The sequence below is a fragment of the Caballeronia sp. 11_S32 genome (assembly GCF_056930355.1).
This window is the reverse complement of record NZ_JBXOWH010000001.1, coordinates 232,333-245,243: the sequence shown is the minus strand read 5'-3', so window position 1 is coordinate 245,243 and position 12,911 is coordinate 232,333. Positions and strand designations below refer to the sequence as shown.

At 64.7% G+C, this 12,911-nt stretch carries 10 protein-coding genes and 1 pseudogene; 1 reads left to right on the top strand and 10 read right to left on the bottom strand.

All coding sequences use genetic code 11. The features are described from left to right. Positions 1–54 precede the first annotated feature (54 nt). The 10 genes and pseudogenes from AC1Z32_RS01175 to AC1Z32_RS01130 form a co-directional block, all read right to left on the bottom strand. Complete coding sequence (locus tag AC1Z32_RS01175; protein ID WP_483476884.1) at positions 55–1,413, bottom strand: LLM class flavin-dependent oxidoreductase; 1,359 nt, start codon at positions 1,411–1,413, stop codon at positions 55–57. 20 nt (positions 1,414–1,433) lie between these two features. Beyond that, positions 1,434–2,312, bottom strand: coding sequence for a type 2 periplasmic-binding domain-containing protein (locus AC1Z32_RS01170; RefSeq protein WP_483476883.1), 879 nt, complete (start codon positions 2,310–2,312; stop codon positions 1,434–1,436). Further along, positions 2,305–3,159 carry an ABC transporter permease gene (locus AC1Z32_RS01165; RefSeq protein WP_483476882.1) on the bottom strand — a complete coding sequence of 285 codons (855 nt, stop codon included), beginning with the start codon at positions 3,157–3,159 and terminating at the stop codon, positions 2,305–2,307. Before AC1Z32_RS01165 ends, AC1Z32_RS01170 begins: the two co-directional genes overlap by 8 nt. After that, a complete protein-coding gene (locus AC1Z32_RS01160; protein WP_483476881.1) occupies positions 3,160–3,999 on the bottom strand; it encodes an ABC transporter ATP-binding protein in 840 nt (279 codons plus the stop codon). Next, complete coding sequence (locus tag AC1Z32_RS01155; protein WP_483476880.1) at positions 3,996–5,078, bottom strand: ABC transporter substrate-binding protein; 1,083 nt, start codon at positions 5,076–5,078, stop codon at positions 3,996–3,998. Before AC1Z32_RS01155 ends, AC1Z32_RS01160 begins: the two co-directional genes overlap by 4 nt. A 216-nt stretch (positions 5,079–5,294) precedes the next feature. After that, on the bottom strand, positions 5,295–6,515 hold the full coding sequence (locus tag AC1Z32_RS01150; protein WP_483476879.1) for a glycosyltransferase family 4 protein: 1,221 nt from the start codon (positions 6,513–6,515) through the stop codon (positions 5,295–5,297). A 354-nt stretch (positions 6,516–6,869) separates the two neighbouring features. Next, positions 6,870–8,246, bottom strand: a pseudogene (locus tag AC1Z32_RS01145) (3-deoxy-D-arabino-heptulosonate 7-phosphate synthase). Between the two features lie 89 nt (positions 8,247–8,335). Further along, positions 8,336–8,722 (bottom strand): META domain-containing protein, encoded by a 387-nt coding sequence (locus AC1Z32_RS01140; protein WP_483476878.1) that lies wholly within the window; start codon positions 8,720–8,722, stop codon positions 8,336–8,338. Between the two features lie 75 nt (positions 8,723–8,797). After that, a complete protein-coding gene (locus tag AC1Z32_RS01135) occupies positions 8,798–10,012 on the bottom strand; it encodes a trypsin-like serine peptidase (RefSeq protein ID WP_483476877.1) in 1,215 nt (404 codons plus the stop codon). Between the two features lie 930 nt (positions 10,013–10,942). Further along, a complete protein-coding gene (locus AC1Z32_RS01130) occupies positions 10,943–11,845 on the bottom strand; it encodes a hypothetical protein (RefSeq protein WP_483476876.1) in 903 nt (300 codons plus the stop codon). Positions 11,846–11,984: 139 nt separating this feature from the next. On the opposite strand from AC1Z32_RS01130, the gene AC1Z32_RS01125 reads away from it, so the two are divergent. After that, a complete protein-coding gene (locus AC1Z32_RS01125; protein WP_483476875.1) occupies positions 11,985–12,773 on the top strand; it encodes a hypothetical protein in 789 nt (262 codons plus the stop codon). The last annotated feature ends 138 nt before the right edge of the window (positions 12,774–12,911 follow it).

Genomic DNA, 12,911 nt, shown 5'->3' with positions numbered 1-12,911 from the left:
AAGCCGCATGAATGCGGCTTCAGTCTTGCGTGCATTTCATGAGCCAATCACCGCTCATGCCTCGGCTTCTGCCTCCGCCGCGCGCCGGTCTGCGGGCACCGCGAGACCGAGATGATCGCGCAGCGTGCGCCCTTCGTATTCGCTGCGAAAGAGGCCGCGTCGGCGCAATTCCGGCAACACCAGTTCGATGAAATCGTCGAGCGAGTCGGGCAGCAACGCGGGCATTACGTTGAAGCCGTCCGCGCCGTGAGCGACGAAGCGCTCCTCCAGCGCGTCCGCGATCTGCGCGGGGGTGCCGACCAGTTGCCAGTGGCCGCGCGCACCGGCAATGCGCCGGTATAGCTCGCGTATCGTGAGGTTTTCGCGCCGCGCGAGCTCGATCGTCAGGGACTGGCGGCTCTTGCTCGCGTTGGTCTCGGGCAGCTCGGGAATGGGCCCGTCGAGCGGGTATGACGACAGGTCGAAGCCGCCCGTGAGCGTCGAGACCATCGCCAGTCCCACGACAGGATCAATGAGCGCCTGCAGCTCGTCGAACTTCGCGCGCGCTTCGGCTTCGGTGCGGCCGACGATCGGCATGACGCCCGGCATGATCTTGAGCGAGCCCGGATCGCGCCCATAGGCTGCCATGCGGCCCTTCACATCCGCATAAAAGGCAACGGCATCGTCGAGCGTCTGCTGCGCCGTGAAGATCACTTCCGCTGTGCGCGCGGCGAGCGCCCTGCCCGCCTCCGACGATCCCGCCTGCACGATCACCGGATGACCTTGCGGCGAGCGCGCGACGTTCAATGGTCCACGCACGCTGAAGAATTTGCCACGGTGATTCAGCACATGGCGCCTGTCCGGATCGAAGTAACGCCCCGACGCCTTGTCGCGCACGAACGCGTCGTCGTCCCAGCTATCCCACAGTCCCGTCACCACATCCGCGAATTCTTCAGCGCGCTCATAGCGATGCGCGTGCGCGAGATGCTCGTCGAAGCCGAAATTACGCGCCTCGTGCTCGCTCGATGACGTCACGAGATTCCAGCCCGCGCGCCCGCCGCTGATGTGATCGAGCGACGCGAACTTGCGCGCGATGTGATACGGCTCGTTGAACGACGTCGATGCCGTGCCCACCAGCCCGATGCGCTGCGTGACCGCCGCGAGCGCCGACAACAGCGTGAGCGGCTCGAACTGCGCGACATAGCTGTGGGCGGTCCGGCTCAGGAATTGCGGATCGTCGCCGCGCGTGCCCGAGCCGTCGGCGAGAAAGACCAGATCGAACTTCGCCGCCTCCGCAGCTCGCGCGAGCTGCGTGTAGTGCGCGAAATTGCTGCCCGCATCGGCGAGAGCATGAGGATGCCGCCACGCGGCGATGTGATGGCCGGTGGGATAGAGAAAGGCGCCGAGATGCAAATGCCCGCTTCGTCGAGTCATGTGTGGAAGATCCTTCGTTTTCAGTGGCAATACGAATCGTTCTGCACGTTGAAGATGTCGAACGCAAGCTGAGTCGCCTGCTCTTCGCGCACCGTCGACAACCAGCGCGTCTTTCGCCAGTCCTGCACGATACGTTCGATGAAAGCGGCGCTCGCGACATCGCCGCCTCGCGTCGCGATGAACCCCGGCGCGGGCGCGAGCGTGCCCGGCAGTCTCCGGTAGTAGGCCCAGTCAGGCTGCCTGAGCAGCTTGCGGATGACATGCTCGTCATCGACGAGCGCGGTGCATTCGCCCGCCTGGAAGGCCAGCAACGCATCGAGCGGACGGTCGTAATCCCGCACGTTCGCGTGCGCGCGACGCGCCGCGTCCCACGCGAACGGGCTGCCTCGCGATACGCAAATCGAGCGGCCTGCGAGGTCGTTCCAATCGCGCACGGCGCCATGCCGAAGCACGAGCGCCATGCCGCGCCCCGACGTATAGGCGGTCGGCGCATAGGCGAGCGATCTGTCTGCGGCGAAGGGCAGTTGCGCGATGGCGATATCCGCGCGGCCGGATCGCAGCGCCTCGCTTGCATCGCGCGGCCCGGCGAGCAGCAAGGTGACCGGAAGCCCCGCGCGCTGCCCGATGTCTTCCGCGAGCGCCGCCGAAAAGCCATCCGCTGCGCGCGCAAAATGATCGACATGTCCCACGTTCAACGCAGGCGCGGGACGAGAAGGCACCACGACGATCAGGCTGCCGCGCGCAATGGCGGCAGCGAACGGACGGTCATCGCCGAAGCGGGTGCGCCACGCATCGCGCAATGGCAACGACGCCAGCGCCACGCACGCCATGACCGCAAGCGCGAACCAGCGCATCCACCGGCCGAAACCATGACTCGCCGCGACCGCGCTCCTAGCCATTCTGCGCAAGCCCTACACGCCAGCGCAAAAGGCGACGCTCGAGCAATGAAAGACTCTTGTTGATCACGAGACCGAATACCGCGAGCAACACGATGCCCGCGTACATATCGGGAATCTGGAACGTCTCCTGCGAGTTCAGCGTATAGAAGCCGAGCCCCGAGCGTGCGCCGATCATCTCCGCCGCGACCAGCGCCGTGATGCTGTAAGCCCCGGCGAGCCGGATACCGGTCAGTATTTCGGGCAGTGCCGCGGGCAGCACGACCTTCGCGAAGATGAAGCCTTGCGAGGCGCCCATGGAACGCGCACAGTCGATGAAAACGCGTTCGACCTGCTTCACGCCCGAGATCGTGTTCAGCAGCACGGGCCAGAACGCGGCCCACACGATGATCGCGATCTTCGACGATTCGCCGATGCCGAGAAACAGCATGAACACCGGAAACAACGCGAACGCGGAGACTTGCCGCAATAACTGATAAAGCGGATCGATGATGCGTTCGGCGCGTCTGAACCATCCGAGCGCGAAGCCGCAGATCACGCCCCCGGCCACCGCCAGCAGCAAGCCGCTGATCGAACGCAGCGCGCTCGCGCCGAGATGCTTCCATACTTCGCCGTTGTCGAACAACTGCGCAATGGCGACCGCCACTTGCGACGGGGGACTCAGATAGGCCGTGCTCACGATGCCCAGACGCGGCAGCAACTCCCACAGCAATGCGAACACGATGAGCGCGATCGAACGCTCGAACGCGATCGACACGCGCACGCCGCGCCTGGCACGGGTCTCTCTCGCATCGCGATGCTTCGTTGCGGCCAGCACTGGAAAGCCGCGCACACTCTCTTGCTCTGCCATTCACGCTCCCGTCAATGATTCGCCGATACGTTCGCGCGACGCGGCCGGTTCGCCGCTCAGCTCCGAACTCAGGCTCGCCCACGCACGCTGCCGCAGCGCGACGAAATGCGCGCCATGACGTATCGAAGCCGGACGCGGACGCGGCAAATCGATATCGATGATCTCCTTCACGCGCCCCGGCCCTCGCCCCACGACAGCGACGCGATCCGCCAGATAAATCGCCTCGTCGATGCTGTGCGTGACGAACACGACCGTCTTCGCGCTCTGCTCCCAGATGCCGAGCAACTCCTGCTGCAAGGACTCGCGCGTTTGCGCATCGAGTGCGCCGAAGGGCTCGTCCATCAGCAGGATCTCGGGACCGTAAGCGAGCACGCGCGCAATCGCCACGCGCTGGCGCATGCCGCCGGAAAGCTGATGCGGGAAGTGATCCGCGAAATCGATGAGGCCGACGAGGCGCAAAAAGCGCTCGGCCTCGCTGCGTCGTTGCGCGCGCTTCACGCCCCGGATCTCCAGCCCCGTTTCGACGTTCTTGCGCACCGTGCGCCATGGAAACAGCGCATAGCCCTGAAACACGAAGCCGAGCTTGCGGCGCGCGGCGCTCACGGAATCGCCGTCGATGGTGATCGCGCCCGACGTCGGCTGAGTCAGGCCCGCGAGGAGGTTGAGGAAGGTCGACTTGCCGCATCCGCTCGGTCCGAGCACGGCGAGAAACTCGCCATCGCGCACGCTCAGGTCGAAGCTATCGAGCACGGTATGCCGCGACCCGGTCGTCTCGTTGACATAGGTAAGCGAGAGATCGCGCGCGACGATCTTCTCGCGTTCAGGCAATGCGCCGCTCATGAAGGCTTTCCGTTCGCGGGAGGCGCCGCGCTCGCCTGCGACTGTTTCGCGGCCAGCGGGTTGTATTCGTTCGTGTAGACGTCCTGGACCCGGACCTTGCCCTTCGGGATCTTGCCGGCCTGCTCCAGAATGTCGATGTAGTACTGGATCGGCGGTTCCGTTACCACGAGATCCTTTACATAGGCATAGCGTTCTACCAGCTTCACGTCGATGCCGAGGCGCTCGGCCGTGAGCTTGCGCGCTTCGTCGGGATGCTCGTTGACCCAGTTTCCCGCGCGCGCGATGGCGGTGACGAAGTCCTTCACCGCCTGCGGATGCGCGCGTGCGAATGCGCCGTTCACGCTATACGGCGCCATGCCGCCGAGCCCGTGATCCTCGTCCCAGTCGCTCCAGAGCTTGTGCAGTTGGGAATCGGCTTCGGCCGCGCCCGAAAACGGCGGATGAATGATGGCGATATCGACGTTCTTCGTGACGAGCGCCTGCTGCGACTGGTTATCGGGCACGACGAGCCAGTTGACCTTCGATACATCCACGCCATGCTGCGACAGATATTTCTTCGTCACGAACTCCGCGCACGCGCCGAAACTGTTGAACGCGACGGTCTTGCCTTCGAAGTCCTTCGGCCCGCGAATGCCGGAGTCCTTGCGCGTGAAATACTTCATATGCGGCGCGTCGGGCAAGGTTTCTCCGCCCGCGGAAATCACCTTGATATCCGCGCCGCTCGCGATGGCTGAGATGACGAGCGGCACCATGCGCGTGCCGAAATCGATCTCGCCGGTGCCGACGAGCGGAATGATCTGCGGCGCGGAAATCTTGCCGACGTACTTCGGGCGCGTGCTGGTGCCATTGAAGTAGCCGAGCTTGTCGGCGAGATAGACGAGATCGAACGCGGGGTTGTCGGGGTATTTGAAGTACGTCACCTCCTGCTTCGCTGTCTGCGTGACCGTACTCGCGGACGCTTGCGCCTGCTCCTGCTCAGGCTTGCAACCGCCCAGCAGAATGAGCGCCGCGACCGCGCAAGCCGCATGGAAACGCTTTCCGGCAGCACGCGGCCGGCGATGTGAGATTGACGCCTTCATGAGATCGGGATGATGAGCGGATAAAGGAAAGGTCCGGCGCCGCGCGACACGCGGCGCCCTGCTCGCTCATTCTCATGCCGGGCGCAAAACGATCAAACCAAGCAAATGTGATTAGCTGACTTGACTCGAAGTGGAAAGCATTTCACTGAAGACAGATTCGATCCGGCTATGCTCGCCGCGCGCTTGCACAGCCTTCGTCGAAAAGACCCGCGCGATCTAGCATAGCGCGCCCTTGATCGGCGCATCGCCCAGCACGCCTTCGTAGAGATCGAGATAGGAATCGACCATTGCATCGCGAGTGAAGCGCCCGGCATGTTCGCGCAGACGGTCGTGGATACGCGGATCTTCGAGCAGCGCGACCGCCTCATGCAGCTTGCCGATGATCGTCGCGGGCCGCGCGATATCGAACACGAGATTCGTGCGCGGCTCGACGATTTCAGGAATGCCGCCGGTATTCGCGGCCACGACCGGCAGGCCATATGAATACGCTTCCACCGTCACGCGACCGAACGGTTCGCTCCAGAGCGACGGCACCACGAGAATATCGATGCTATTGAAGAAGTCGCCGGACTTCACATGCCCGAGATATTCGACGCGCGGGTCGTCATACTTCGCCTTGAGCGAACGGAGATAGTCCGCATCGCCTGCGCCGCCGACGGCGAGCGTCCATTGCAAGGTATCGTCCGCGAGCAGTTGTTCTAGCAGAATCTCGATTCCCTTCTCGGGCGCCACGCGCCCGAGCACGCCGAGCCGCACCGGTCCGCCTTCATAGCGGCGCGTGCGTTGCGGCGCGCCCGAGCCGTCGAACGGCTCGCAGCAATTGTGGATGACCGTCGTGCGTGCCGCACGCGGGAAATAGTTTTTGTCCAGATGCTTTTGCAACACGAACTGGCTCACGCCCACGGCAACCGCGACGCGCGCCGACCCCACCCGCTTCGGCTCTGCATAGAGCGCGCAGACGCCGCACTGCCGCTCGCACGGCTTGCCATGCGAGCACATGATCGCGGTCGGGCACAGCAGATAATAGTCGCGCATGGTATGCACGACGGGCACGCCGGCATTGTTCGCGAGGCGCCAGATATCGATGGACAGGCAGGACAGATTGCTCGTACTGAGGACGTCCGGCTTCTCCCGCGCGATGATGCTGGACAGCTTGCGCGACATGATAACGTTATGCACGTCGATGACATGCCAGATGAGCCTGGCGACACGACCGCGCTTCTCTCGCGAATGCGGCCAGTAGAGATTGACCGAGCGAAGGCGATACACCTTCACGCCGTTCACATCTTCTACGCGGTCGGCGCCCGTCCCCGTCGCGCAGACCACGCAGACCTCCATGCCCGCCTTGACTAATCCTTCCGCAAGCAGCCGCGTCGATACCTCGGCCCCGCCGGGCTCATCGGGATAGTAGAGAGTGTTCGCAATGAGTATCTTCATGGGTCCGGTGCGATGCCGCGCCCTTGCCATTGTCTCCACAGCGGCGCGGCCAGGCGCGCCATGCACGCTGCTCGAAAAATCCCTTATCAAACATATGAAGGAACCCTCAAGCGAAGTGCACTTACCGGCTCACAGTCTATGACGCGACGACAGGCTTGGGAAGCAGCGCTATATGCAGAATTGTCATACTAGCATTCAGCGTGCCATGACCGAGCCCAGCGCGGCGACATTGGCGGTCTAAGCAAGACGTTTGTCTTCCCTTGACGAGATCGCAGGCGAGAGAACGAATCTTTCGACGCGCTTCGTTCACGGCGCGAAGCAGCGCTCGCCCGACTACAGCTGCCTCGGTATTTGTCAACCGGCTATCGCACACAGCAAGTCGTCCGGATGAACCATCAATTCACGTACCTGGCGCAACATCGGATATTGATTGAGCACGGCCGCCCATTGTGGCGATTCGAGCAATGCATCCCAGACGGGTTCGAGATCGTGAACGTCCGCACGCTCCTTCATGAGCGTGATCGCGAATTCAAGGCTCGCCGGCGCGGATAGAAGCTGCATTCGGCCAGCGGCGCTCAACAGACGCGGAGCGCGTTCGACAGGCGCATCGCAGCAATACAACACCGTTCGTTCGAGCGCGGCCTCGTCGATGCGCAACGCGCCCAGCGAGGCGCCGCGAAGAAGGAATGTGCCCTGCTGTGTGTCGAACGCGTAGTCGATATGCGCTTCGGCATGCGCGAGCAGGCGCAATCCGCGCAATAGCCGCGCGAAGTCGGTCGTGGCGGCATCGACCGAAGCCTTTGCTTCGACGAACAGGCAAACGTCCCACACGGACGCGGCATCGGACGTCTGTGCGCTTCACAACAGTACCGCGTCCCATTCGGTCTTGGCGCGCGCGTGACTGCCGGGAATCGAAGCGGGCACGCGCATCGAGGTCACTACGCGGTACGACGCGTGCTGCCCTTGCACCTCATTGAGCCGTCGCGCCAGCGCTTCGAGCGCGCGCGCAGCCGATGCTTCCATGGCCGCGCCACGCTGCTTCGACTCGACGCCCCGCGCAACAGCCGTTTTGCTTCCCGGACGTGGACCGCTCCGGTCCCACAACGATCGATACCGGCACACGAGCTCGTCCGGCTCCAGAGCCTCGAGACGCCGCAAGCGTTTGAGCGCTGCGCTGTCGCGGAGTTGCGTCAAGCCGCGCCGCAGCGATGCATCGCTCGCGATCTCGGGCATATCCAGAAGCGATCGCACTGTATCGAAGAGATCGGACGCCGGTGCGGATGATCCTGCAGCATGCAGCCGGGCAAGTGCATCTCGTTGCGAACCGTGCTGAATGCGCTCCCGCTTTTGCGGATGCGCGATCGAATCGACGGCCGCACGAACGAGACGGCGATCCTGCGGCTCATGTGCTGATAACGACGCATACTCGCGCACCTGCGAAGCCTGATGGCGCAGCACCATCGCCTGAAATACGGGGTCGCCCGCTTCGGTGCGCATCGCGTCATGAATCAGGCGCGCGAGCGCTTCGATGAAGAGACGCTTCGACGCTGAATCGGGTGCTGCGCCACATTCGATCGCGCTGCGAGCCGCTTCGATCGCGAGCGCGAGCGTCGTCGACGCACTGGCTTCCTGCATGCGGGACATTGCGTCATCGAGCGGCGGCAAGCGGTAGCGGCGCGGGACGAGGCACAGTGTCTCATCGAGCAGTGGAAGCGAAAACATAGGCGACATAGTGAGTGATCAGGGCAAGCCGGGGACGCATGCCCGCGCACTCCATGATGGGACCGAGGCCAGTTGCCTGACTTTGGCATGGCTCGCCCTCACGAACCCTTCTTGAATGACGTTTCGGGGAAACGTCCGTCCGCGGGCAAGGTCAGTTTACCTTTTTCGATCTTGCCGGATTTGAGCCGCGGCATGGGATCGCTCAGATCGAACGGCAGCCGCAGCACCTGCCCCGGGCAACCGCGCCGCGTCGAACCGATGCTTCCCGGCTGATCGAGGCGGCCGGAGAACTCGTTGCAGCCGTCGAAGCCCTGAATCGATGGCCCGTCGATCGTGAACCTCGGCGGCGCGCGTTCATCCGTCGGCGAAGACGCGATCATCGTCCAGTTGCCCTGCAATGCGTCGATGGTCAATGGCTGTGCGATCACCGCCACGCTCCATAGCAATGCGCCAACCACCGACGATGTCACGGTAAGCCATCGCATCGCTTCCTCCTATCATCGGAAGTTGAATCCGGCGTTCCGCTGCCCGCTCCAGGCAGCGGAACGCCTACGAACGCGCTAGTTGCAATATCCCTGCGACGCGAACGTGCCGCCGCCGGGCGCGGCGGCGCTGCACAGCGAGTTCAGCAGCGACGCGATGTTGCCGGCTCCGTAGTTCCCATAAGTCGCGTTCGGATACTGCGTGTTCTGACGGAACTGCGACGCGTAGTTGTCCTTGGGCGCATTCGGATCGGACGAGCCCCACGACGTCACGCCGATGATCGCGAGGTTCGACGAATTGCCCGCAACGGCGCCGCCGGAGAGCGCGGCATCGCGGGCCCTGAAGTTGACGATCCACGGACCGCCGCTCGCTCCGCTCGTGAGGTTGCTGCCCTGCCAGAGCTGCGATGCGCCGCTGACTGTCGTCGTATAGGTCGGCCCGTCGGTGCGCTGCATGATCAAGCCGCCATCGAGCAGCGTGGGATAACCCAGCGTCGTGACGGCCGCCGTCTGGAGATTGCCGGTTTTGGATGACGATACGAAGGAATAGTTGTTCCATCCGTAGTTCAGATAGCCCACGATATCGCCGATGAATTGGTTCGACGCGTTCTTGGCCACCGCGATCACCGCGATATCGTTGTTGCGCGCGGAGCCCGAGCCGGTATCGGTTCCGTTCGCCCACGCCGACGGCCGCACGAGCCCGCCCCAGGTCCAAGTGCCATAAGGCGCGATCTGCGCTGACGTGGAGCCGGAAGCGCCGTAGTGCCCGGGGGTGAACTGCCAGCCCGAGAAGATCGAGCTTCCGCTTCCGAACGTCTGGATGCAGTGCGCCGCCGTGACGAGGACGCTTCTGCGGATCAGGCTCGCGGTGCAGTATCCGGCGGAAAACGTGAGCTTGCCTATCGCCCGATACGGATAGGTCGTGCTGAGGTAATTCGCGGTCGTGGTGCCGCCCGCGCTCTGATTGCCGTCCTGCACGCGGCCGGTCGTATAAGGAATGCCGAAATCGCCATACGCTCTCGTCTGTGCCTGGCTCACGATGCCGCCCGGCGTCATCACGCCCGGCGCGTACGGTCCCGCATCGGTGCTCGGCACGATCGTGGATGTGTCCGGCGGCAGCAGCACATTGACGACCGGCCTGGCGTTCAACACATCCGCCAGCGCAGTGCGCGACGCAACCGGGTTCGTATTCACGACGACTTCATCGTCCGCGTGCGCAACGCCTGCCTGAACCATCGAAAGTGCGATAACCGCCGTCGCCTCGATGCAGGCGACTCGTTTTCCTCTTTGCATGGCACCCTCCGGTTGATAGATACGATGTGTCGGATGTACATCGATGTCCCCGTTAGTTTGTATTCCTAATTCTTATGAACATCACCGGGCCGCTAGCAGATGGTCCGTTCTCTATTCAGCCTCCGGCATGCGCTTAACTTCGACGAATCCAACGAACGCACGCGCAGGGCGATTTAGAAACGAATAATTAAAAACTGTAGTCGATATTTTCGCTAACTTCGATGCAGATTATTTGATCAGCGGATATGTTTCTTTCACGGAATTTCGCTCTCGTCGCGGACGTTCGCAAATCATGCTCCTGCGGCTCGAATAAACGATCGTGCGTTCGTTCCCGGATGCCGATGCGCGAACGCACTTGCATCAGCGGTTTGCATTTGCGGTTCACAGCACACAGCGCGGTTGACTCGGGCCATTCCATACAGATAGCCTACGGTTCATCGATATATAGCTTTCAATACGAGTCGGCACGCTATGGGGCATTCCTTCGTTTTCCATATCGTCTCGACTGCATTTGAGTTCGATGCGAGCGGCTGCAATGGCCGCCATCGCCGATCACTGGTACGACAAAAGTAGCTGCGACGGGCAACCGTATCCCCCCTTCTTCCGATCGCCCGCAAACGTTCTCTGCGCGGTCTCGCACGACGCGAAACGATCACGGCCTCGCGTCGGGTTACGTACCGCACAGAACGCGCCGTACAGGCTGTCATTCTTGCCCCACATCGCGTCGGGACGATTCATTGGACGCGTGTAACGCGTGGCGAAGAAATACTACAAGGGGCTAACATGAGTAATCCTAATAAATGGACTTTGAATACCGCGATCAAGCTCAGCGTGGCTGTGATCGTCGCGGCCGTGTCGAGTCTTGCGTCGGCGCAAACGACTGCGAATGCTTGCGCCAACCCTACATCCGACGGGTGCGCGCCTGTCAGCCTAAACGTCGTGATGACGGTTGCGGCGACAGACTCGATCACGAGCGCGCCGCCGACGACGGAACCGGCGGTCGATACGCAGTCGTCGCCCGTGATTCTGCTCGGGGGCGGTCGCGGCGATGGATCGGCCGGAACCAGCGCGGGCGGCGGCACAAGCGGCTCGAGCGGCTCGGGTGGCTCGGGCGGCACCAGCGGTTCGGGTGCCGGTCAGGGCTCGGCGAGCGCCGGGCCGGGCGCGACGGCGGGCGCGGGCGGCGCGAACGCGGGCGGCGGATCGTCGGGGAGCTCCGGGAGCACGGGCGGAGGCACGGGATCGGGATCGAGCGGCCCGGGCGACGGCGGCACGGGCGGCGGGAACACCGGCGGCGGTGACTCGGGCGGCGGCAATACGGGCGGAGATACCGGCGGTCACGGGCACCATGGCGATGGACACGGCCATGGGCACGGCGATGGCGATGGCGACGGTCATGGCGACGGACATGGTCACGGCCACGGCGATGGTGACGGCCATGGCGATGGACATGGTCATGGCGGCGTTGGTCACGGTGACGGGGGCCACGGCGATGGCGGTCACGGCGACGGTGGCCATGGCGGCGTTGGTCACGGCGACGGCGGTCACGGCGATGGCGGTCACGGCGATGGCGGTCACGGCGACGGCGGTCACGGCGATGGCGGCCATGGCGATGGCGGTCACGGCGACGGCGGTCACGGTGATGGCGGTCACGGTGATGGCGGTCACGGTGATGGCGGTCACGGCGATGGCGGTCACGGTGATGGCGGTCACGGTGATGGCGGTCACGGCGATGGCGGTCACGGTGATGGCGGTCACGGCGACGGTGGCCATGGCGGCGTTGGTCACGGCGACGGCGGTCACGGGGATGGCGGCCACGGCGACGGCGGTCACGGCAACGGCTCGGCAGGTGGCCATGGAAGTGGCAACGGCGGTAGCTCGGGCGGCGGTCATGGCAGTGGCGGAAACGGCGGCGGTGGCCACGGTGGTGGTGGTAGCGGTGCTGGTGCTGGTGGTGGTGGTGGCGGTGGTGGTGGCGGTGGCGGTAATGGCGGTGGCGGTGGCGGCGGCAACGGTGGCGGCGGCAACGGCGGCGGCGGCGGCAACGGCGGCGGCGGCAACGGCGGCGGCGGCAACGGCGGCGGCGGCAACGGCGGCGGCGGCGGCGGTCACGGTGGCGGCGGCAATGGTGGCGGCGGCAACGGCGGCGGCGGCAACGGCGGCGGCGGTCACGGTGGCGGCGGCAATGGTGGCGGCGGCAACGGCGGCGGCGGCAACGGTGGCGGCGGCAACGGTGGCGGCGGCAACGGCGGCGGCGGCAACGGCGGCGGCGGTCACGGTGGTGGCGGCAACGGCGGCGGCGGTCACGGTGGCGGCGGCAACGGTGGTGGCAACGGCAACGGCGGCGGCGGCAACGGCGGCGGCGGTCACGGTGGCGGCGGCAACGGCGGCGGCGGCAACGGCGGCGGCGGCAACGGCGGCGGCGGTCACGGTGGTGGCGGCAACGGCGGCGGCGGTCACGGCGGCGGCGGTCACGGTGGTGGCGGCAACGGTGGCGGCGGTCACGGTGGCGGCGGCAACGGCGGCGGCGGCAACGGCGGCGGCGGCAACGGTGGCGGCGGCAACGGCGGTGCCGGTGGCGGTGGCGGCAACGGCGGTGCCGGTGGCGGCGGCGGCAACGGCGGCTCAGCTGGCGGCAACGGCTCGGGCGGCGGTCATGGCGGCGGCGGTCACGGCGGCGGTGGCAATGGCGGCGGCGGCGGTGGTGGCGGCGGCGGCCGTGGCCGTTAAGCGACCCGCAGCACAACCATCCCTTCGCTGATCATCCGATCGGCGCAACAGGAAGAACCGATGCCTTAATCCGGCATCGGTTTTTTCATTGCGTGCTCTTCCACATCTCATTTAGGAGATCACGAGCGACACTCATTGCTCCAACAGGAGACAGAGACCCCGCATCGCT